Origin of the sequence: Oricola sp., from assembly GCF_022763245.1 — a bacterium.
In the GTDB taxonomy this organism is placed as follows: Bacteria; Pseudomonadota; Alphaproteobacteria; order Rhizobiales; family Rhizobiaceae; genus Oricola.
Genome location: NZ_JALEGV010000011.1, coordinates 236,733 through 258,623, shown reverse-complemented (window position 1 = coordinate 258,623; position 21,891 = coordinate 236,733). Strand labels below are relative to the sequence as shown.

The window sequence follows — 21,891 nt, the reverse complement described above, 5'->3', positions numbered from 1 at the left end:
TGTCGTCACTCCTCGTCGATGTCGGGCGGCACCTTCCTGCTGAGGCCGCTGACGATCGACCAGACCAGCACGAGTGCGGTGATGGCCAGCAACACGCCGCTGATCGGCCGAAAGACGAATGTGCTGAAGTCACCGCGCGACAGGAGCAGCGCCCGCTGGAAATGCTCCTCCATCATCGGGCCGAGCACGAAGCCGAGCAGCAGGGGCGCGGGCGAAAGCCGGGCCCAGCGCATGACGTAGCCCATGAACCCGAACAGCAGCACGCACCAGACGTCGAAGGGGCTGTTGCTGAGCGAGTAGGTGCCGATCGCGATGAACACCAGCACCGCCGGAAACAGGAGGTGGTAGGGGATCGACAGCAGGCGCACCCACAATCCGATGAACGGAATGTTCAGGACGAGCAGCATCAAATTGCCGATCCAGAAGCTCATCACCAGACCCCAGAACAGGGCTGGCTGCTGGGCGATCATGTTCGGGCCGGGCGTGATCCCGTGGATCATCAGCACGCCGAGCATCAGCGCCATGGTGACGCTGCCGGGAATGCCGAGCGTCAGGGTCGGAATGAAGGCCGTCTGGTCCGCGGCGTTGTTGGCGGCTTCAGGGCCCATGATCCCCTCGATGGCGCCCTTGCCGAAGCGCTCGGGGTGTTTCGACGACCGCTTTTCCACCGCGTATGACATGAAGGCCGCGATCCCCGGGCCGGCGCCGGGCAGGGCGCCGAAGAACGAGCCGATCGAGGAGCCGCGGATCATCGGGAACCAGGTGCGCTTCATCTCCTCGCGGTCGGGCCACATGTTGCGCAGCTTGAGATCGTCGGTGCTGATCGCTTCCTTCTCGACCTTGCCGATGCTGGAAATCACTTCGGACACGCCGAAGAGGCCCATGGCGAGGGCGACGATGCTCACGCCGTCGACGAGTTCGAGCCGGTCGAATGTGAAGCGGTGGACGCCGGTGTTCAGGTCTGCGCCGACCAGGCCGATGATGATGCCGAAAAGCGTCATCACCAGCCCTTTCATGGCCGATCCGTCGGTGATGCTGGAAGCGGTGACGAGGCCGAGCAGGATGAGCGAGAAGAACTCGGCGTCGCCGAATTTGAGCGCGTAGGCGGCGATGAGCGGCGACAGCGTCATCACGAGGATGATGCCGAACGACGCCCCGAAGAACGACGCCACCGTCGTCATGAGAAGCGCCGTGCCCGCGCGTCCCTGCTTGGCCATGGGATAGCCGTCGAGGCAGGTGACCGCGTTGGCCGGCGTTCCGGGCACGTTCAGGAGAATGGAGGAGGTCGATCCGCCATAGGTCGTGCCGTACCATATGCCGGCCAGCATGATCAGCGCCGTGTCCGGGTCCAGATAGAAGGTCAGCGGGAACAGCATCGACATGGCAGCGAGCACGCCGATGCCTGGAATGACGCCGAGCAGCGTGCCCAGGCTCACGCCGAGCAGGCAGTAGAGCAGGTTGTGGATCGACAGGGCCGTCTCGAGACCCAGCAGCATATTGGAGAACAGGTCCATCAGAAGGGCCACCGGAACATGGGAAGGGAAAGGCCGAGCGCGTAGCTGAAGATCAGCCAGCCGCCGGCAAACAGCACGCAGGCGACCATCAGCGCGGGGACCAGCTTGACCGGCCGCTCGGCAAGCGAGGCGACGAGCACCGACGCGAAGACTGCGGCGAACAGGCCGAACGGCGCGATCAGCGCGGCGAAGCAGGCGACGCCGCCGAGAACGAACAACAGGCTGGTGAACGAGAAATCGGGGAGGTCACGGTCCTTGTCGGGCGCCAGGATCGCGATCCCCAGGCCCAGCGCCGCCATGGCCAGGCCGAGCAGGAGCGGGAACATGCCCGGTCCGACGCGGCGGAAGGTTCCGAGTTCGAACGTCGTCGCGGTATGCACGCAGAAAACGACGCTGAACAGAACGATGACGACGCCTATCAGGCGTTCCGCCTTCAATGAAGACAACTTCAAACCTCCCTTGAACGTGATGTGCCAAATCGTTTGCGGTCGATCATGCGATCGGGCCGGATCGACCACGCATTACGGGAGCGCCGCGTAACACGGCGCTCCCTGAGAGCTAGACTGCCATGATCGGCCCTGCGGTTCATAGCGCGACCCGCGGGCATCGGTCAGTTGGTCGGGATTCCCGCCGTCTCGATCAGCTTGGCGTCGCTGGCGATGCGGTTCTCCAGCATGGTGCGGAAGCCTGCGCGATCGTTGAGCGCCTTCACGAAGCCGTAGCCCTGGAGGGCGACCGTGGCTTCGTCGCTGCTGAGCACCTCGTTCACGTCGGCGTTCAGCTGATCGAGGATCTCTGTGGGAACGCCGGACGGGGCGACGATGCCGAACCACGAACCGTAGGAGATGTTCACGCCTTCTTCCTTGAAGGTCGGCAGGTCGGGGGCGACGCCGATGCGCTCGTCCGCCGCGACGGCGAGCATCTTCAGATTGCCGGCTTCGGCCTGTCCGGAGACGGTGGAGAAACCGCCCATATACATCTGCGTTTCACCGGCGACGATGGACTGCAGCGAGGGAGCGGCGCCCTGATAGACGATCATTTCCATGTCGAGGCCGGCCTCGGCGCTCAGGAATTCAGCGGCGAGCTGGGTGGCGGAGCCGACGGCGGCCGACGCGTAGTTCACTTCGCCCGGGCGGTCCTTGGCCCATGCCACGAACTCGCTCAGCGATGCGGCGGGAACGTCATTGCCGACGACCATGACCAGCGGGGACAGGCCGACCAGCGCGACCGGTTCGAAGGCCTCGAGCGTCTTGTAGGGCGTCTTGCTCGGGTTGAGGAGCTCGTAGGTCCCCTGCGCGGCGTTGTTGCCCATCAGGATCGTGTAGCCATCGGGTTCGGAGCGGGCCGTGTAGTCACCGGCCAGCGTGCCGGACGCGCCGGGACGGTTCTCGACGACGACCGGCTGGCCCCATTTTTCCGAAAGCCGCTGGGCGACGAAACGTGCCGTCAGATCGGTCGGGCCGCCCGCCGAGTAGCCGACGACCATGGTCACCGGCTTGGTCGGGTAGGACTGGGCAAGAGCGCCGGTGGTGCCGGTCGCAGCAAGGATGGCCGCAGCGCTCATCGCGCAGATGATATCTCTTCTCGTGGTCATGTTTTCTCCTCCACTGATGCGGCGTGCCGGACCAAAGGCGGGCCGGACGACACTTTTTGCAGCATGCCTACTTATGGGTAGGAATCAACCCCAAAACTTCAACGAAACGTCAAAAAAATCGGCGTTTTCGGGTGTTGTTAGCCGTTCGAAGCGTCAATGACCCTACCTGTGGGTAGCCAGTTTCAGATTTCTCTGACAGGTTGCGATCCGGCCGCGGTGACGGGGGATCGGCGCCGACTTCGGGCCCCGGGAAAGGAACAAGCTGGCGTGCGCATGGGGAATCCGGCCTTTGTCGTCTTCTCGAACCAGACCTTCCGGCGGCTCTGGCTGGCGGCACTCGCGTCGAATTTCGGCGGGCTGATCCAGGTCGTCGGCGCCTCCTGGCACATGACGACGCTTTCGGCCTCGGAGAGCATGGTCGCGCTGGTCCAGACGTCCATCACGCTTCCGATCATGCTCTTCTCGCTCGCCGCCGGCGTGCTTGCGGATGGCGGCGACCGCCGGCGGATCATCCTGACGGCCCAGCTCTTCATGTTGGTGGTCGCCGTCGCGCTCGCGGTTCTGGCCGGCTACGGGCTCCTTACGCCTTGGCTGCTGTTGACCTTGAGCTTCCTGATCGGCTGCGGAACGGCCCTGCACAATCCGTCCTGGCAGGCCTCGGTGGGAGACATCGTCTCGCGGGAAAACGTGCCCTATGCGGTGTCGCTCAACGCGATGGGCTTCAACATGGTGCGTGGCGTCGGGCCGGCCGTCGGCGGTTTCGTGGTCGCGCTCGGCGGCGCAGCGGCGGCCTTCGCACTGAACGCGGTCAGCTATATTGCGATCATCTGGGCGATCTGGCGATGGCGGCCGGCACGCACCGCGGCGGCCCTGTCGCGCGAGCCCTTCGCTCCCGCCTTCGTCGCCGGTCTGCGCTATGTGGCCATGTCACCGAGGCTGCAGCGCGTGATCGGCCGGGCGATGGTCTTCGGCTTCGCGGCGATCGCGGTGCAGGCGTTGCTCCCGGTCGTGGTCAAGGAGCGCCTGGAACTGGGCGCGGTGTCTTATGGCGTTCTGCTCGGGTGTTTCGGGTTCGGCGCGGTGACGGGCGCCTTCGTCAGTCCGGGGCTGCGGGCGCGTTATCGCAACGAGCGAATCGTGACGATCTGCTTTGCCGTCGTCGGATGCGGCACCGCGGTGGTGGCGGTGAGCACGATCTTCATCGTCAGCGCCGTCGCTCTGATCGTCTCGGGCTGCTTCTGGCTGATCGCGATGTCGCTCTCCAACGCCACGGTCCAGATGTCGACGCCGCGCTGGGTCCTGGGGCGCACCCTGGCGCTCTACCAGACCGGCGCATTCGGCGGGATGGCGGTCGGCGGCTGGGTGTGGGGCGTGATCGCCGAGGTCTATATAGTACAGGAAGCGCTTATCGGAGCGGCGGCCGTGCTGGCGTTCGGAGCGCTGGTCGGACGCTTCGCGCCGTTCCCGGATTTCGACGGGCTGGATCTCGACCCGTTGGATCAGTTCCGCGAGCCGTCCCTGCGGCTCGATCTCACCCGCCGAAGCGGGCCGATCAAGATCGGGATCGAATACGAGATCGCCGAGGACGACGTCGGGCAATTCATGACGCTGATGGCGGAACGCCGGCGCGTCCGGATCCGCGACGGCGCGCGACGCTGGTCTCTCAACCGGGACCTCGAGAACCCGGCTCTGTGGACAGAGGAGTATCATGTTGCAACCTGGACGGAGTATCTCCGCCACCATGCGCGCCGCACCATGGAGGACGGCTCGGTCAACGACAGGTTGAAGCGGCTGCACAAGGGAGACCTGCCCCTGCGGGTCCGTCGATCGCTCGAGCAGTCGCGTTCGCCAGCAGGCCGCAGAGCCCATTTGCCTTAGAAAGCATCAGGCCGGGCGAGATTTCTGTGCAGGGTCCTCGGAGAAAGGTCCGCCTAGTTGCCGCTTTGCAACGTTGCGCGGGCAAATGTGGTCACAACTGCAGAATCTGAGGACTAGAAGTTGTAGTTAACCTTTGGGAAAAAGATACTCGGCGATCTGTTCCATTCAAGCGATTGATTCGGCTCGATATCGGGGGGGCTCAGGATGAAAAATGACGCATGTGAGGCCCTGGTGGTGCCTGGTGAGGTTGGGGCATCGAGGCGATCGCGGGGAAAGCATGCCCGTCTCCTGAGCGGCACGGCGATCGGCCTGTTCTTCATGGGTTTCGGCGGCCCCGCGACGGCCGATACGCCCTGCACGATCAACGGCGTCACCCAGACCTGCACCGACGATCAGTCCGGCGGTATCGCGGTGACCGATCCGATCGAGGTCTTGAACGTCCACTCGCTGGACGGCTCGATCTTCCCCTCGCCGGGCACGAGCGGCATCAGTTTCCAGTCGACCGGACCCGTTTCGATCGTGAGCGACACGGGTAACAAGTCGATCTTCGTGTTCGGCGCGGACGGCATACACGCGGAAACCTCCGGCGACACGCTGTCGATCGATCACGAGGGCAAGATCATCTCGTTCGGCGGGATCGGCGTGAGTGCGGTTTCGCTGGGCGATGTCGATGTCGACGTGGACGGCGACATCCTGGCTTCGACCGGGATCTACGCGCGCAACGACGTCGCGGGTTCGACGCTCAGCGTCACGCATGACGGAAAGATCTGGGCTTTCGACGGCGCCGGCATCGATGTCGCGTCGTCCAGCACGCCGATCTACATCGACAATTCCGGCAACATTCTCTCCGTCGGCGACGGCATCAGCGCGGTCAACACCTCCGGCTTCGGCATCGAGGTGGAGCAATATGGCGACATCATCGCCGGGGGGCGTGGCGTCTTCGCGGATTCCTCGGTCGGGTCGGTCTCGGTGATGGGTGTCGGTGACATCCATGCCGACGGCAACGGCGTGGAAGCGCTCTCGTCGAGCATGAACGTGTCCGTCGACTATCACGGCGACATCACGTCGCTGAACGGCTACGGGATCATGGCCGACGCGCCGGACGGCAGCGCGAGCGCCACCGGCTCCGGCGACATTTCCGCCTATAGCGGCGGCATCTTCGTCCAGGCGACCGGCCTCACCGGATCCGCCACAGTCGACTGGGACGGCGACATCTCGACGGCGACCGGCCGCGGCGTCTACGCCTATGCGGCGCGGGGCGTCGTGTCGGTCACTACGGATGGCGACATCGTCGCCCCGAATGACGGCATATTCGCCTATGGCGACGGAGAGGCCTCCGTCACGGTGAACCATGCCGGCGACATCGATGCGGGCAATCGCGGCATCTACGCCTATTCGCCGCGCGGAGAAGTGTCGGTCACGGTTTCCAGCGGCGACATCACCGCCTTGGCCTACGGCATCCACGCGTTCAACGAATCCGATGCCAACGGGGTGACCGTCGATTTCACCGGCAACATCCTGCAGAGCGTGCACGGCATCCACGCGGAATCCCCGCGCGGCGAAATCGACGTCACGGTGCGCGGAGACATCACGGCTTCAAGCGACGGCATCTTCGCGCAGAACTTCGGCGAAGCGTCGGTCAGGGTCGACCAGTCCGGAGCGCTCGACGCGGGCGAGCGCGGCATCTTCGCCTATTCGTCGGAGGGCGCGATCACCGTCATCGCGGACGGCACGATCGACTCCGGGAGGGAGGGCATCTTCGCCCAGAACTATGGCGCCGGCGCAATCGACATTGACAACTGGGCCGACATCGATGCGGGGACGAAAGGCATTTTCGCCTCCACAACCCGCGGCCAGATCACGATCGACAATGTCGCCCGCATCGATTCCGCTGCGGACGGCATTTTTGCGATCAACGACGGCACTGCCTCGGTCTCGGTGACCAGCACCGGCGACATCGACGCCGGCTACAAGGGGATCTACGCCTATTCATCGCGCGGGTCCGTGATGGTCGACAGCGATGGCGACATCACCTCCACCAATGACGGCATCTACGCCCAGAACGACAGCAATTCCTCGGGCGTCGGCGTCACGGTCTACAGCGACGGCATGATCGACGCCGGCAATACCGGCATCTACGCCCGCTCGACGCGCGGCTCGGTGCTGGTGGACAATGACGGCGACGTCTACGCCAATTTCCACGGTATTTTCGCGGAAAACGACAGCACGTCGGGCGACGCGGGCGTGTCGATCACGACGATGGGCGACATCGACGTGGGCAGCATGGGGATCTACGGCCGCTCGACCCGCGGCGCGGTCACGATCTGGAACGACGGCGACGTCACCAGCGGCAATCACGGCATCTTCGCCGAGAACAACAGCAATACCAGCACTTACGGGATCTCGATCACCAGCTTCGGCGACATCGACGCATCCGGCATGGGCATCTACGGTTATTCGCCGCGGGGCGCCGTGACCATCGCCAGCGAAGGCGACATCGATTCCGGACAGGACGGCATCTTCGCGCAAAACGACAGCAGCTCGGGCGATTACGGGGTTTCGGTCACCAGCGTCGGGCACATCGATTCCGGCGGCATGGGCATCTACGGGCAATCGACGCGCGGCGGCGTCTACATCGACAGCGAAGGCGACATCGACGCGACCAAGGCCGGCATCTTCGCGCTGAACGACGCCTCGACGAACGAGGCCGGCATCACAATCGTCAACGTCGGCGACATCGACGCCGGTACGAAGGGCATCTACGGGCAGTCGACGCGGGGCTTCGTGAGCATCGACAGCCAGGGCGACATCGATTCCGTTTCCGATGGCCTGTTTGCCGAGAACGACAGCGACGACGGAGCGACCGGCGTGTCGATCGTCAGCGTCGGCGACATCGACGCCGGCGGGATGGGTGCCTATGCCTATTCCACCTATGGCGCCGCTTCGATCGAGAGCGAAGGCGATATCGACGCCGAGGGAAGCGGGCTCGTCGCGATCAACTCGGGCGATCTCAACGACCTGCCGGGTTCGAAGGTCACCGTGACCCACACCGGCGACATCGATTCGGAGACCGGCTCGGGCATCGTCGGCCAGTCCGACGTCAGCGAAGTCAGCGTGACGCTCAATTCGGGCGCCTTGACGGCTGCGGCGGACGGCATCAGCGTCCACAGCGAGAACGACCTTTCGGTGATGATCGGCGAGGACGCAAGCGTCACCGGCGCGGCGGGCTTTGCCGGCGTGCTGTTCTCGCAGGGCTTCGAAAACAGCCTCGTCAATTACGGCACGATCTCCAACGCGGGCGGTTTGACCGAAGACGCGGTGCTCGCCGACGGCAACGACATCGACGTGGACAACTACGGCACGATCACCGGCCGGGTGACGCTGGGACCGTGGTCGAACAGCTTCAACAACCATGCCGGCGGCCTGTTCGAGATGGGCGACCTGGTGAACCTGACCAGCGGCAACATGCTGACCAATTCCGGCGTCGTGTCGCCGGGCGGCCAGGGCCTCGTTCAGACAACCGACCTGACGGGCGGGCTGGTGAACAATGCCGACGGCACGCTGCTCTTCGACGTCGACATGGACGGATCGCAGACCGACGTGGTCAACGTCACCGACGAGGCGTCTCTCGACGGCGACCTGGCGCTGAGCTTCGTCAGCGCAAACGCGACGCCCGACAGCTACACGATCATCACAACCGGCGGCGGCGTCACCCTCCAGTCGCTCGACCTGGTCAATCCGATGGTTCTCGGCGACATCTCCTACGTGAACGGGGGCAATGACGTCGAACTGTCCATCACCGGGTTCGACTTCTCACCGACCGGGATCGTTGGCAATGCAGCCGCGTTGGGCGACTATATCGGCGCCTCCTTCGAGGCGGGGTCCGACGGGCTCGATCCGATCGTCCTCGCCCTTTTGAACCTGCCGACGCTGGAAGAGGCCGACGATGCGCTGAGCCAGCTCTCGCCGACCATGTACCTGTCGGACCAGATCGCCGCGATGAACGACGCGGAGGCGTTCGCCGACAGCATGCTGAGCTGCCGCATGGCGTCCGGCAACTACAAGTTCGGATCGGAAGGCCAGTGCGTCTGGGGCCGCGGCGTCTACCGGGACTCTGACCGCAGTAGCGGGAATGGCTCGGCAGGGTTTGCGAGCCAGTCCTTCGATCTGGCGGGCGGCGTCCAGGTTGCCCTGAAGGACACCGACTGGCGGCTGGGCGGTGCGCTCGGGGTCAGGCTTTCCGACCGCAGCGGCGAGAACGGCGCGTCGAGCGAAGGCACCAGCGTGATGGGCGGCGGCGTGTTGAAATACGCGCCCGGGCCGTATCTGTTGGCGGGCGCCGTGTCATTCTCCTATGGCGAATACGACACCGAGCGCAGCGTTTCCTTCCCCGGCTTCAGCGACATGCTGACGGGTACCGCCGACGTGACGACGGTGAACGCCCGGCTGCGTTCCGCCTACACGATGCAATCGGGGGACTTCTATCTGCGGCCGCAGGCTGACCTGAACGCGACCTATGTTCACACCGCTGCGTTCACGGAAACTGGGGGCGTCGCGTCCATTTCGACCGATGCGACCAGCAACACGGTGTTCAGCCTCGTGCCGTCGATCGAGATCGGCGGGCAGACGACGATCGGGGAAGGCCTCCTCGTTCGGCCCTATCTGCGCGGCGGCGTCGGCCTCTACATGAACAACGACTTCGAACTGAACGGCATCTTCTCCGCCGACACGGCCGGCGTCGATCCCTTCACGATCGGCGTGGGAACGGACGACATCCTGTGGACCGTTGCGGCGGGCGTCGATTTCCTGCGGACCGAAGGCGGCGTCGTTCAGCTGTTCTATGAGGGAAGCTTCGGAGACCACACCACGATCCATTCCGGCGGCGCCAAGCTCAGCATGGACTTCTGATTGCGGGACGAACGCAGGGCGTAAATGTAGCAATGTACGATTGCACGCGAGACAATCTGGGTATGGAGTTGAGCACGGCGCCGATCAGCGCCGGCACCGCCCAGCATTTCGCGAAGAAGCCGACCGCCCAGGCGAGGGACGCATCGGAGACGGTCACGGCACCGCGTCCGCGTGTCCTCGAGTCCGGTGCGATCCTCGCCGGCATGGTGTTTTCGACCGTGCTGCTCAGCGGTTTCGTCGTCTATCATTTCTATGTGCAGGCGCTTTTCAGCACGGGGCTTCTGGTTCACTACGGGCTGATCCTCGGTCTTTTCTATTGCACGATCGCCTATCAGCTGAACCGCTGGGGTGCCGCGCGGCGCGGATTTCGGGATCAATCCGTACCGGAGACGGATGCGGCCGAACTCTTGAAATCCGAAGCGCCGCTGGTCACCGTCCTGATCCCGTCCTACCGCGAAGAACGGCGTGTTCTCGTCTCCACGGTCCTGTCGGCGGCGCTGGCGCAATATGGCAATCGCAACATCGTCGTCCTCGTTGACGATCCTCCGGGCGATGCGGAGTCCCTGCAAAGCTCGCTGGCCGCGATCGAGGAAGTGAAAGCCTGGCTCGATCAGCGCAGCGACCTCTTGCGCCGCGAGGCCTCAGACTGGCTGGAGCGCTGGGTTTTCGGCCGGTTTTCCGCCGAGGGCGAAGCCAAGCGGCTCGCCTCGACCTACCGGCTCGTCGCGGGATGGCTCGAGGCTCTCTCCGGCGACCTCAGGGCGCAGGCAACCGAGGACTTCCGGCACGTCGACACGTTCCTGACGGACAACGTGATCCTGGACCTGGCGAAGCGATGTCGCCGCGACGCGGACCGGCTGGAGCGCGCGGATCTGGGCATCGCGCAGGTGGACGCGGAATACCGGAAGCTGGCGAACCTCTTCTGTTCGGACGTCTCCAGCTTCCAGCGCAAGCGTTTCGAGAACCTGTCGTATGCGCCGAACAAGGCCATGAACCTCAACGCCTATATCGGGCTGATGGGCGGGCGCTATGCTGTCGCCGAGCGGGACGGCAAGCGGTTCATCGAAGAGTGCGGCGCGGAGGAGGCATGCGATTTCGAGGTCGCGCGTCCCGACTACGTTCTGACGCTCGACGCCGACAGCGTGATCCTGAACCGCTACATCCTGACACTGGTCAACGTGCTGGAGAAGCGGCCGAATGTCGGCGTTGCGCAGACGCCGTATCGCACCTTTCCAAACGGGGCTTCGGCGATCGAGCGCATCGCGGGTGCGACCACCGACATCCAGTATCTCGTCCACCAGGGATCGACCCACTTCGACGCGGCCTATTGGGTGGGGGCGAACGCGGTCATCCGCTACGATGCGCTGAAGGACATCGAGACCACGCAGCCCGAGGGCGACAAGACGGTCAAGGTCTTCGTGCAGGACCGCACGGTGATCGAGGACACGGGCTCGACGATCGACCTCTTGGAGCGCGGCTGGCGCGTGCAGAACCATTTCGACCCGCTCGCCTACAGCGCGACGCCTGCCGATTTCGGAGCGCTGGCCATTCAGCGCAAGCGCTGGGCCAATGGCGGCCTCATCATCCTGCCGGCCCTGATGCGTGAATATCTGAGGGCCGGACGCCGCATCCGCCGTCTGCCGGAGCTGCTGCTGCGTTCGCACTATCTGCTGTCGCCGGTCGTCGGCAACGTGGCCGTGCTCGCGCTGATGCTGTGGACCAGTTCAGAGGCCGACAGCATCGTGTGGACGCCACTGATCATGCTGCCCTATTTCCTGCTCTACGGCCTGGACCTGCGCCGCCTCGGATATCGGCCGCACGACCTGTTCGGCGTCTGTGCGCTGAACCTGATGCTGCTGCCGGTCAATTTCGCGGGCATCGCGTCGTCGATCCGGCAGATCGTGACGGGTCGCAAGGGCAGTTTCTCGCGCACGCCGAAGATCGCCGACCGAAGCTTCATTCCGCCTTACGCCTATCTGTTCAACCTGGGCATCCTGGCGCTGATGGTGCATTTCGCCGCGAAGGCCCTGGCGGCCGGGCAATATGCCGGCGCGATCATCCCGATCGCCAATATCCTGCTCTACGGCTACGGGCTGACGCGCTTCGTCGGCGTGCTCGAGGGCGTGAACGACCTCTCGCTCTCGGTGGCGCAGCGGCTCTCCTTCCTGGCGCGCCCCGTCAAGGCGCTGGCGCGTGCGGGCCGAGGATTTGCCGGAGCGGGCGCACAGACCGCCAGGCGCTTCGCGCCGGTTCCGGCGCTTTCAGCCGTCATGCTCGTGGCGCTGCCCTGGGGCCTTGCGGCCGGCGACGCCAATAGCGAGACGACAGGTGTGGCGGTGAACTACAGCGAGGCGGTGTCAGACCGCTTCGCGGCGCCGAGAGACGCCGCGGCAAGTGAGGCGCGCTCCGACGTGGCAGCCAGGATCGCCGGGCAAATCGGTTCGCAGCAGTAGAACTGCATGGCCCGTATTCGATAGGGTGGCGGCGGCCGCGGTCGAACCATGGGGTCATGACCGGGATGATGGGGGCAGGACAATGAAACGTATCAGCATGAGCAGAGTAGCCGTGGTGGCCTCCTCGCTGTTCGTGGCGGCGTGCACGCTGGACACCATTTCCCCGGCTGCAGGCAACGAGGCCATGCAAGCGATGAAGGCCGGCGACGCGCTGATGAAGCAGCCGACCGACAGCAACGCCTCGGTCGCGGCGCGCTACTACAAGAAGGCGGCGGATCTCGGCAATCCGTGGGGCGCCTACAAATACGGCAACATGCTGTTCGAGGGGCAAGGGGTGGAAAAGGACATCCCCGCCGCCGTGGCCGCCTACACGCTCGCCGCCGACAAGGGCAATCACTGGGCGCAATACCGGCTCGGTGAGATTCTGGTGGACGGCACCGGGGTGGAGAAGGAGCCGGAACGGGGTCGCGAGTTGCTTGCCAAGGCCGCCGCGCAGGACAATCCCTGGGCGCAATATCGGCTGGGCGACATCTACCTGAACGGCACCGGCGTCGAGAAGGATCTGGCCAAGGCGATGACCTATCTCACCCCCTCCGCCAGCGCCGGAAACGCGTGGGCACAGGTGCGGCTAGGCGAGATGTATGTGAGCGGCACCGGCGTGGCCAAGGATGTCGCGAAAGGCCGTTCCTATCTGGAGAAATCGGCCGCGCAGGACAACACCTTCGCGCAATATGCGCTGGCGAACCTGATCGTCGATCAGGATCCCGACCGGGCGAGGGCGCTCCTGAAGAAGGCGGCCGACGCGGGCAACGAACTCGCCGCAAAACGGCTGAAGCAACTCGGCGCAGGCTGAGCGGGCCTTCCTTCAGCCTCGGCTGCGTGGCTGCCGGGGGGGCTGAAAGCCCATGGCCTTGAGGCGGGAATGGTCTAGAATGGGCGGCTTGTTCAGCAAGAAGCCCCGATGTTCCGCCCGCCCCGCCACTACCTCTATCTCGACGCCGTCGCCCGAACGGGCTCGATCCGCAAGGCCGCCGCGAAGCTCGGCGTCGCCTCGACATCGCTCAACCGCAAGATCATCGAGATCGAGGCGGAACTCGGCGTGCCGATGTTCGAGCGCCTCGCGAAGGGGGTGCGGCTGACCACGGCCGGGGAGGTGCTGATCGAGACGGTGCGGCGAAACCTGGCCGACATCGAATCGGCCAACGCCCAGATCGAACAGCTGCGCGGGCTGGTGCGCGGCAATGTCAGCCTGGCGGTCGCGCATTCCGTCGCCAACGACCTCATCCCGACCGCGATCGCGGATTACCAGGTTCATCATCGGCGGGTGAATTTTCAGCTCATGGTCGGCGGGACGGTCGACCTGATCGCCGCTCTTCTGCGCGACGAGACGGACCTTGCCCTCGTCCACGACCCGGCGCCGTCGCCGGACCTCAACGAGATCGCCTCGATCCGGCAGCCGCTTTGTGCGCTGGTGCGCCCCGACCACCCGCTGGCCGGCCGCAGCAAGATCCGCCTGGCGGATTGCCAGCCATACCCCATCGCCATCGGTCACCGGGCCTTCGGAGGCCGGCAGCTCCTCGAACCGGTGATCCGGCGTTCGAACCTGTCGCTCAATGTCGTGCTGGAATCCAACACCGTGCGCTCGCTGACTGTGTTCGCCCGGCGTACGGGCGCAATTTGCTTCCAGTTCCAGATCGGGACGCTGGAATATGTCAATGCCGGGGAAATGGTGGCGCTGCCGTTGTCGGACCCCGAACTCAACAATGGCCGGCTTGTGCTGGTGAGCCGGGCAGGCCGCAAGCTGTCCTTGCCGGCGCTCAGCTTTTCGGAAGCCCTGAAGCAGCAGCTCGCGCGTATCTGAACCCCTCCATGAAGCGCCGAGCTATCGGCAAGTGCACACATTTTGCTCTCAGGCCGAGTGTTTTTTTGAACTATCGCAGATGCATTTTTCGTCCCAACCTTCCCTTGGACAGTCAAGAAATTCGGACGAAGTGAACCGTGCAGGCCGACGTATTCAAGCTCTCGATGGACAATCCCGGCGACGTTTCGGCCCTGGCCGGCCTGATCGAGAACGGCACGATCCTGGCGCAGGAGATCGTCGCGTTCATCGGCAAGACCGAGGGCAATGGCGGCGTCAATGACTTCACGCGCGGCTATTTCACAGACCGCCTGATGACGATGCTGTCGACCTATCTGAACGAGCCGGCCGAAAGCCTCGCCAGGCGCATTCCCTGCATCCTTTCGGGCGGGACCGAGGGCGTTCTGTCGCCGCATTATCTCGTTTTCGTGCGCAAGACCGGTGAGAGCGACGGCGCCACCGGTGCGCTTGCCGTCGGCACGGCGTTTTCGCCGGCGCTCGACTATCGTCATGTCGGAACGCGCGAGCACGCGCTGAGCGTGGCGAAAGCCGTGGAAGCGGCCATCTCGGATGCGGGGATCCGGTCGCTGGACGACGTGCATTTCGTGCAGGTCAAGGCGCCGTGCCTGACGTCGGAGCGCATCGCGATCCTGCATGAGCGTGGCGAAACGCCGCCGGCGCCGAATGCCGGGCGCTCCATGGCGCTGGCACGCGCGGCCGGCGCGTTCGGCGTTGCCCTGGCGCTGGGCGACATCGGCGAAGACGAACTGTCGGACGACCTGTTCCTGGAGGATTTCCAGCGCCACTGCGATCGCGCGAGCATATCCTCCGGCGTCGAGGTCGAGGCGAACGAAGTGATCGTGCTCGGCAACAGCGAGGGCTGGACCGGAAACTTGCGGATCGCCCACCGGGCCATGTGCGACGCCGTCGATCTTACGGCGGTCCAGGCGGTTCTGGGCGATCTCGGGCTTGCCGCGACGCCGCAACTCGACGCAAGCGAATGGGACAGGGTCAGGGGCGTTCTGGTCAAGGCGGAGCCGGACCGCCGAGGCCGGATCCACGGCCAGCGCCACACCATGCTCAACGATACGGATATCGACGCCCAGCGCCATATTCGCGGTGCGGTCGGCGGGCTTGTCGCGGGCGTCATCGGGGACACCCGCATCTTCGTGTCGGGCGGTGCGGAGCACCAGGGCCCCGACGGTGGCGGCCTGATCGCGGTGATCGCCGCGTCTGACACCGCCGACATCAACCAGCAAACGGCAGGAGCTTAGGATGCGGATCGTCATCGTCGGGGCAGGTGTTGCGGGATGCGTGATCGCGCGCGGGCTGTCGCGACTGCCCGGCATGGACATCCATTGCCTGGAACGCGTCGAGCCGGGCGACCATGCCGAGGCCGGCACCGGGCTGAACATCGGCCCGAACGCCGTCAAGGCGCTGCGCATTCAGGATCCGGAACTCGCCGGCATCATCGACGACGCAGCCTTCGAGTGGACGAACTGGCGCATTTCGCTGACCGACGGAACCGTGCTCTTCGACCTGCCGCTGGACGACGTGGCCTCCGAGAACGGCTGGCGCCTGCGCTGGTCGGAACTCTACCGGGTGCTGCGGGAGTCCGCCGAGGGGCTGATCACCTATGGATGCCGGATCGCCGACATGGGCGCCACGCCGGAGGGTGCCGGCAAGACCTGGATACGCTGGTCGGACAGCGAGGGCGATCACGAATTGACCGACGTCGACCTGCTCATCGCGGTGGACGGCCGGTTCTCGCAGACCCGCCAGACCTTTGCAGGAGGCGTGAATTCGCGCCAGATCGGCGTCGCGATCTTCAGGACCCTCGTGCCCGATACGAGCGACGGCCTGATCACGGACTACCAGCAATGGTTCAATGGACCGAACCGCCTGCTCGCCTATCGGGTGCCGGAAGACCACATCTACATCGCGGGAACCTTCCCCATCCCGCTCGATATGGAAACGCCTGACGAGATGAAGACCGCCGAGGCGTTGCGGGCGGCCTACACGCCGGTTTCCGGCTATGCCAGCGGTCAGGCCCGATGGCTGATCGACACGGTCTGCGCCCCCGAAAGCGAATTGCACTGGGCGCGTATCCAGGAATCGGAGGCGCGATATCGCGAGACCGGGGCCAATGTCCTCTATCTCGGCGACAGTTCCAACGGCATGGTCCCGACGCTCGGCCAGGGCGCGACCCAGGCGATCGAGGGCGCCTGCGCGGCGCTCGGCGAAATCGAGCGGCTGGCGGGGGACGGCAATTTTGACGCCGGCGACTGGCTGGCGGCCATCGAGGCGGTGCGCGCGGACCGCACGCGCTTCGTCATGGAGTTCTCGCTCGAGGCGAGCGACACGCTTCTGGCCGGGTCCGACCCGGTCGAGGGCACACGAAAAAAGAGAAACCCGGCGTTCCAGGAAAAACTCAAGCGTCTCTACAACGATATCGGAACGATCGGGGCGGTTCACTCCAGGGAGGAAAGCGCAGTTGGCTGACAGCACTGCCGCCAGATGCGGCCAACGACTTCCAGCAACAGGGAAATCAGGATGATCAAGCTCACCTCACTGAAACAACTGGCCGTCACCGGCCTCGTGATCGCGGCGACCGCGGTCGGCACGGTTTCCGCCGATGCCGCCGACAAGGTCAAGGTCGGCGTCTTCAAGGCAAGCTCGGCGCTGCCCTATTACATCGGTCTGAAGCGCGGCTATTTCGAAGAAGCCGACATCGAGGTCGAGACGGTCGTCATCGGCACGCATCCGCTGATCGTGCAGGCGCTCGTGACCGGCGACATCGATGTCGCGTCGAACGTCGTGACGCTGGAAGGCGCCAACATCGTGTCGCGCCGCCCGGGCACCCTGAAATTCATCGCGCTGAACGGCCAGAATTCCGAATACATCATGGAGCAGTTCGTCGTCGCACCGGACAGCGAAGCCAAGACCGTAGCCGACCTGAAGGGCGCGCGCCTGTTCTCGGCGCCCGGACCGGCCAATCTCGGCGCGGCCAAGGCCGTTCTCGTCGCCGCCGGCCTGAAGGAAGGCGACGACTTCACCATCCAGGAACAGGGCATGGGCAACCATATCGGCGCCATGCAGGGCGGCTCGTTCGAGGGCGGCTACACGCTTGAGGCCCTCGCCAGCACCATGGTCGATCAGGGCATCGCCAAGCGCCTGGAAACCGGCGTCATCTCCAAGTACCTGCTGAAGGACGAAGCGGCGGAAGCCTATGCGGCCGGCGCCGCGGTTTCCGGCAAGATGCTCGAGGAGCGCCCCGATGTCGCCGCCCGCTTCAAGGCCGCCTGGGCCAAGGCGACCGCCGACGCCAATGACGACCCGACCGCCCGCGCCTATATGGCCGAGGACATGAACGTCAATCCGAAGCTGGTCGACACCGTTCCGCTCGCCCATTTCGTGATGTCTGCCGACCTGACCGAAAAGGAAATCGAGGACTTCCAGAAGTTCATCGGGATTGGCGTCGATCTGGGTGTCGTGGCCTCCTCGGTTTCCGCCGAAGACCTGCTCGAAAAGTAATGAACGAGGTTCTTGCTCGCGTGCCGATCGATCCCTCGACCATGGCCGAAACACCGGCGGCGCTTGATGCGTCGCCGGAGTCCGATCCCGACCGGCTGCGCTGGTTTCCCAAGGGCACCCACATCACGATCCGGGGCCTGACGAAGACCTTCGACGACGTCGTCCTCTACAAGGACTTCGATCTCGACATTCCCAAGGGCAAGGTCGTCTCCGTCTTCGGGCCCAACGGCTGCGGCAAGAGCACGCTGATCAACATGATCTCCGGCATCCTGGAGTTCGACAGCGGACAGATCCTGTTCGACGGCAAGACCGCGCGAGAGACGCGGATCGGCTATGTCTTCCAGAATTACCGCGAGGCGGTGTTTCCCTGGTCGCGGGCCATCGACAACATCCGCTACCCGCTGCAGTTCCTCGGGCTGTCGAAGGCGGAGCGTGACGCCCGCGTGGAGGAACTGCTCACCAGCTTCGACGTGAAGATCGACCTCAACCGCTATCCCTATGAATTGTCCGGCGGCCAGCAGCAGCTCGTCTCGATCATGCGCGCCCTCGTCGTCGATCCGGAAGTGCTGTTCCTCGACGAACCCTTTTCCGCGCTCGACTACGAAATGACGCTTTTCCTGCGCGACCGGCTGCAGAAGGTCCTGACCGAGCGGGAGGTGACGACGCTTCTCGTGTCGCATGATCTCGACGAGGCGGTGACGCTTGCCGACGAGATTCTGCTCCTGACCAAGAAGCCGACACAGGTGGCCGAGCGGCTGCAGTTCAATGCATCGCGTCCGAGGACGCCCGAAACGACGCTGACGGACGAGTTCATCGCCGTGAAATCCCGCAGCCTCGAAATCTTCCAGCGGGAGGTGCGCAAATGAGCGCGGGTCTTGGAAAGAACCGGATCGTGAAACGTCTCCAGCCGCTGATCGGTGCGGCCGTTCTCGTTTTCCTTTGGTGGCTGGCGAGCGAAGGACGGCTTGTCGATCCCGTGCTCCTGCCGACACCGGGCGAATCCTGGCATGCCTTCGTGTCCGGCCTGACGGAAGGCACGCTGTGGAACGATTTCTGGCGCACGATCGTGCGCACGACGGTGTCGTTTGCGATCGCGATCATCGTCGCGGTCCCGATCGGCGTGTTCCTGGGATCCTCCGAGACGGTCTATCGCTCCGTCGAGTTCTCGGTCGACTTCTTCCGCTCCACGCCGGCATCGGCGCTCTTTCCGCTGTTCCTCGTCATCTTCGGCGTCGGCGAGGAAGCCAAGATCGCAGTGGCCGCCTTCGGTGCGGCGTTGATCATCGTCTTCAACACCGCCTATGGCGTGATGAACGCCCGCAAGCAGCGCCAGCTGGCCGCCAAGGTGATGGGCGCGCCGAGGGTGCGGATCCTGACGGACGTCACGATCTGGGAGTCGCTGCCGCAGACCTTCGTCGGCATGCGCTCGGGCATTTCCATCGCGCTGGTGATCGTCATCGTCGCGGAGATGTTCATCGGCTCCACCGACGGGCTCGGCCAGCGCATCATCAACGCCCAGATGATCTTCGACATGCCGGAGATGTATGCGTCGATCTTCGCCGCGGGCGCGCTGGGCTACGGGCTCAACCTGCTTTTCATCATCCTGGAACGGCGCTTCGTCCATTGGGGCGGCAAGTAGCCCGAACCGACAGCACACGCACGAGAAGAGGTCGCAGATGAAAGTCGGCGTACACAAGATCGCCATGAACGCACCCGACGACGTGTCCGCACTCGTCGCCCTCCTCGAAGACGGCACGATCGACGCCAACGCCATCGTCGCCGTGATCGGCAAAACGGAAGGCAATGGCGGCGCCAATGATTTCACGCGCGGTTTCGCCACCCTGTCCTTCGCGCGGGCCCTGGCGCCCTATCGCGGCGGAAGTGCCGAGGAGATCATGGGCGAGATCGCCTTCGTATGGTCGGGCGGCACGGAAGGTGTGTTGTCGCCGCACGCAACCGTCTTCACACGCTCTGCCGATACCGGCGGCGAGACCGTCCCGGGCGGGCGGCTGGCGCTTGGCATCGTCATGACGCGCGACATCCTGCCAGAGGAAGTCGGCACCATGGTCCATGTCGGGGAAGTCGCGGATGCGGTGAAGCGGGCGCTGGCCGAGGCCGGGATCGCCGATCCCGCCGATGTCCACTATGTGCAGGTGAAGGGGCCGCTGCTTTCGCCGGCGAAGATCGCCGATGCGGATGCGCGTGGCGCGGCTGTGGTGACGCGCGATCCGAACGGGTCGAAACCCTATGCCCGTGGCGCGATGGCGCTGGGCGTCGCGCTCGGCCTCGGTGAGGTGGATGCGGCGGAGGTGTCTGAGACGACGATCGCCAAGGATATGGCTGTCTTCTCGATGGTCGCGTCCACGTCGGCGGGCGGCGAACTGACGAAATGCGAGATCCTGCTGTTCGGCAACGCGCCTGATGCCACCAGCGATTGCCGCATCGGCCACGCGGTCCTGGGCGACGCCATCGACGCGGCTGGCGTGCGCCGCGCGCTCGCATCCGCCGGCCTTCAGGACGGCGAAGAGGATCGCATACTCGCCGTCTTCGCCAAGGGCGAGGCCGCGCCGAAGATCAGGGGCCGGCGCACGACAATGATGTCGGACGCCGATATCCATTTCGAACGGCATGCGCGTGCCGCCGCGGGCGCTGTCATCGCCTCCGTCACCGGCGATCCGGCGATCTTCCTGTCCGGCGGGACGGAGCATCAATGCGCGCCTGGCGAAGCGCCGATCGCGGCGATCGTCAAGGCATGAGCGGCGGCGACCGGCCGCTCTGGCAGCTGACGGCGGGCGAGCTCGTCGAGGGCTATGCGGCGGGTCGTTTCACGCCCGTCGATGCGCTGGATGCCGTGCTCGAGCGTCATGATGCGGTCAATCCTTCCCTGAACGCGGTGGTGACGCTGGCTGTCGAACAGGCGCGAGCCACAGCTGAGGCGAGCACGCAACGATGGCGAAATGGTACGCCCGCGAGCGGGCTCGACGGCGTGCCGATGACCGTAAAGGACAATCTCTTCGTTGCGGGCATGCGTGCGACCTGGGGCAGCCGTGCCTTTTCCGATTTCGTGCCGGACCATGACGAGCGGCCGGTGGCCCGGCTGCGGGCGGCCGGTCTCGTGATCTTCGGCAAGACCAACGTGCCGGAACTGACGGTACAGGGCTACACCGACAATCTGCTGTTCGGTGCGACCGGCAGTCCCGCGAAACCGGCCTTGACGCCGGGCGGATCGAGCGGCGGCGCGGCGGCGGCCGTCGCAAGCGGCATCGGCCCGCTGGCGCTTTGCACCGACGGCGGCGGTTCGATCCGCAGGCCGGCGTCGCATTGCGGGGTGTTCGGCCTCAAGCCGTCATCGGGAACGATCCGGCGCGGACACGGATTTCCCGCGATCCTTGGAGAGTTCGAAGTCGTCGGCCCGATTGCCCGTTCGTTCGACGACATCGCTCTGATGCTCGACGTGCTCGCGGACGGCGCGCTGCCGGAAGCGCGAACCGAGGATGCGCCGCGCATACTCCACGCCCGCACCTTCAACGGCCAGCCCGTCGATCCGGAGATCGCGGCGGGCATCGACCGCGCGGCCGAAAGCCTGCGCTCGCGCGGCTGCGCGATCGAGACCCGCGACAGTTTCGACTGTCTCTCGCCGATGGACGCGATCTGGCCGGTCATCAGCACATCGGGCGTCGCCTTTATGTTCGAGCAGAACCCCGCCCTCGCCGAACAGGCCGGGCCGGCATTGAAGGCGATGGCCGAGACAGGCCGCGGCTTTACGGCGACGGACTACGCCCGCGCGATCGTGGGGATCGAAAAGCTGAAGGATACGTATCGCGAGGCGATGGCCGGTTTCGACGTGCTGATGACGCCGGCGATTGCGGCCCTTTCCTGGGCGAAAGAGACCAGCCATCCGGAGACGATCGACGGACAGTCGGTGGGACCGAGAGGCCATGCGGTCTTCACGGCGTTTGCGAACGCACTCGGCCTGCCGGGATTGAGCGTGCCGGCGGGAACATCTGCCGACGGCCGGCCGTTCGGATTCCAACTGGTCGGGGCGCGCGGTTCGGAGAAATCGCTGATCGATCTGGCACGGCGCTTCGCGATCGACTGACAAGTAATCATGCGAACCGGCCTTCCATCCCGTGATTGACGGGCATCAACGCA

Annotated in this window: 15 protein-coding genes; 12 read left to right on the top strand and 3 right to left on the bottom strand. The window is 65.0% G+C overall.

All coding sequences use genetic code 11. The annotated features are described in order from the left end of the window. Nucleotides 1–5 precede the first annotated feature (5 nt). The 3 genes from MRY80_RS04015 to MRY80_RS04005 all read right to left on the bottom strand — a co-directional run bounded on the left by MRY80_RS04015 (nucleotide 6) and on the right by MRY80_RS04005 (nucleotide 3,108). Nucleotides 6–1,514: a tripartite tricarboxylate transporter permease gene (locus MRY80_RS04015; protein WP_293288295.1), complete on the bottom strand. Its 1,509-nt coding sequence runs from the start codon at nucleotides 1,512–1,514 to the stop codon at nucleotides 6–8. Then, a complete protein-coding gene (locus MRY80_RS04010; protein WP_293288293.1) occupies nucleotides 1,514–1,960 on the bottom strand; it encodes a tripartite tricarboxylate transporter TctB family protein in 447 nt (148 codons plus the stop codon). The genes MRY80_RS04015 and MRY80_RS04010 overlap by 1 nt, the downstream gene beginning before the upstream one ends. 164 nt (nucleotides 1,961–2,124) lie before the next feature. Beyond that, nucleotides 2,125–3,108 (bottom strand): tripartite tricarboxylate transporter substrate binding protein, encoded by a 984-nt coding sequence (locus MRY80_RS04005; RefSeq protein ID WP_293288291.1) that lies wholly within the window; start codon nucleotides 3,106–3,108, stop codon nucleotides 2,125–2,127. Between the two features lie 273 nt (nucleotides 3,109–3,381). On the opposite strand from MRY80_RS04005, the gene MRY80_RS04000 reads away from it, so the two are divergent. From MRY80_RS04000 to MRY80_RS03945, 12 genes are all read left to right on the top strand, one after another. Beyond that, nucleotides 3,382–4,986: an MFS transporter gene (locus MRY80_RS04000; RefSeq protein ID WP_293288365.1), complete on the top strand. Its 1,605-nt coding sequence runs from the start codon at nucleotides 3,382–3,384 to the stop codon at nucleotides 4,984–4,986. Between the two features lie 204 nt (nucleotides 4,987–5,190). Further along, nucleotides 5,191–9,894, top strand: a complete 4,704-nt coding sequence (locus MRY80_RS03995; RefSeq protein ID WP_293288289.1) for an autotransporter outer membrane beta-barrel domain-containing protein — start codon at nucleotides 5,191–5,193, stop codon at nucleotides 9,892–9,894. Nucleotides 9,895–9,956: 62 nt separating this feature from the next. Next, nucleotides 9,957–12,347 carry a glycosyltransferase family 2 protein gene (locus MRY80_RS03990; RefSeq protein ID WP_293288287.1) on the top strand — a complete coding sequence of 797 codons (2,391 nt, stop codon included), beginning with the start codon at nucleotides 9,957–9,959 and terminating at the stop codon, nucleotides 12,345–12,347. A gap of 97 nt (nucleotides 12,348–12,444) precedes the next feature. Then, entirely contained in the window at nucleotides 12,445–13,200 is a 756-nt protein-coding gene (locus MRY80_RS03985; protein ID WP_293288285.1) for a tetratricopeptide repeat protein, read from the top strand. Nucleotides 13,201–13,308: 108 nt separating this feature from the next. Continuing rightward, complete coding sequence (locus tag MRY80_RS03980; protein ID WP_293288283.1) at nucleotides 13,309–14,208, top strand: LysR family transcriptional regulator; 900 nt, start codon at nucleotides 13,309–13,311, stop codon at nucleotides 14,206–14,208. A gap of 137 nt (nucleotides 14,209–14,345) precedes the next feature. Further along, nucleotides 14,346–15,479 (top strand): ring-opening amidohydrolase, encoded by a 1,134-nt coding sequence (locus MRY80_RS03975; protein WP_293288281.1) that lies wholly within the window; start codon nucleotides 14,346–14,348, stop codon nucleotides 15,477–15,479. A 1-nt stretch (nucleotide 15,480) separates the two neighbouring features. Further along, complete coding sequence (locus MRY80_RS03970; protein ID WP_293288279.1) at nucleotides 15,481–16,707, top strand: NAD(P)/FAD-dependent oxidoreductase; 1,227 nt, start codon at nucleotides 15,481–15,483, stop codon at nucleotides 16,705–16,707. A 51-nt stretch (nucleotides 16,708–16,758) separates the two neighbouring features. Beyond that, nucleotides 16,759–17,739, top strand: coding sequence for an ABC transporter substrate-binding protein (locus MRY80_RS03965; RefSeq protein ID WP_293288277.1), 981 nt, complete (start codon nucleotides 16,759–16,761; stop codon nucleotides 17,737–17,739). After that, the gene (locus MRY80_RS03960) at nucleotides 17,739–18,605 is read left to right on the top strand and encodes an ABC transporter ATP-binding protein (protein WP_293288275.1); all 867 of its coding nucleotides are present in this window, start codon (nucleotides 17,739–17,741) and stop codon (nucleotides 18,603–18,605) included. Before MRY80_RS03965 ends, MRY80_RS03960 begins: the two co-directional genes overlap by 1 nt. Continuing rightward, entirely contained in the window at nucleotides 18,602–19,378 is a 777-nt protein-coding gene (locus MRY80_RS03955) for an ABC transporter permease (protein WP_293288273.1), read from the top strand. Before MRY80_RS03960 ends, MRY80_RS03955 begins: the two co-directional genes overlap by 4 nt. A 37-nt stretch (nucleotides 19,379–19,415) precedes the next feature. Continuing rightward, nucleotides 19,416–20,495 (top strand): ring-opening amidohydrolase, encoded by a 1,080-nt coding sequence (locus tag MRY80_RS03950; protein ID WP_293288271.1) that lies wholly within the window; start codon nucleotides 19,416–19,418, stop codon nucleotides 20,493–20,495. Further along, nucleotides 20,450–21,838, top strand: coding sequence for an amidase (locus tag MRY80_RS03945; RefSeq protein WP_293288269.1), 1,389 nt, complete (start codon nucleotides 20,450–20,452; stop codon nucleotides 21,836–21,838). The genes MRY80_RS03950 and MRY80_RS03945 overlap by 46 nt, the downstream gene beginning before the upstream one ends. The last annotated feature ends 53 nt before the right edge of the window (nucleotides 21,839–21,891 follow it).

Coding starts and splice junctions, on each gene's coding strand:
- MRY80_RS04015 (WP_293288295.1), bottom strand. CDS start 1,514: ATGGACCTGTTCTCCAATATGCTGCTGGGTCTCGAGACGGCCCTGTCG.
- MRY80_RS04005 (WP_293288291.1), bottom strand. CDS start 3,108: ATGACCACGAGAAGAGATATCATCTGCGCGATGAGCGCTGCGGCCATC.
- MRY80_RS04000 (WP_293288365.1), top strand. CDS start 3,382: ATGGGGAATCCGGCCTTTGTCGTCTTCTCGAACCAGACCTTCCGGCGG.
- MRY80_RS03995 (WP_293288289.1), top strand. CDS start 5,191: ATGAAAAATGACGCATGTGAGGCCCTGGTGGTGCCTGGTGAGGTTGGG.
- MRY80_RS03990 (WP_293288287.1), top strand. CDS start 9,957: ATGGAGTTGAGCACGGCGCCGATCAGCGCCGGCACCGCCCAGCATTTC.
- MRY80_RS03985 (WP_293288285.1), top strand. CDS start 12,445: ATGAGCAGAGTAGCCGTGGTGGCCTCCTCGCTGTTCGTGGCGGCGTGC.
- MRY80_RS03980 (WP_293288283.1), top strand. CDS start 13,309: ATGTTCCGCCCGCCCCGCCACTACCTCTATCTCGACGCCGTCGCCCGA.
- MRY80_RS03970 (WP_293288279.1), top strand. CDS start 15,481: ATGCGGATCGTCATCGTCGGGGCAGGTGTTGCGGGATGCGTGATCGCG.
- MRY80_RS03965 (WP_293288277.1), top strand. CDS start 16,759: ATGATCAAGCTCACCTCACTGAAACAACTGGCCGTCACCGGCCTCGTG.
- MRY80_RS03960 (WP_293288275.1), top strand. CDS start 17,739: ATGAACGAGGTTCTTGCTCGCGTGCCGATCGATCCCTCGACCATGGCC.
- MRY80_RS03955 (WP_293288273.1), top strand. CDS start 18,602: ATGAGCGCGGGTCTTGGAAAGAACCGGATCGTGAAACGTCTCCAGCCG.
- MRY80_RS03950 (WP_293288271.1), top strand. CDS start 19,416: ATGAAAGTCGGCGTACACAAGATCGCCATGAACGCACCCGACGACGTG.
- MRY80_RS03945 (WP_293288269.1), top strand. CDS start 20,450: ATGCGCGCCTGGCGAAGCGCCGATCGCGGCGATCGTCAAGGCATGAGC.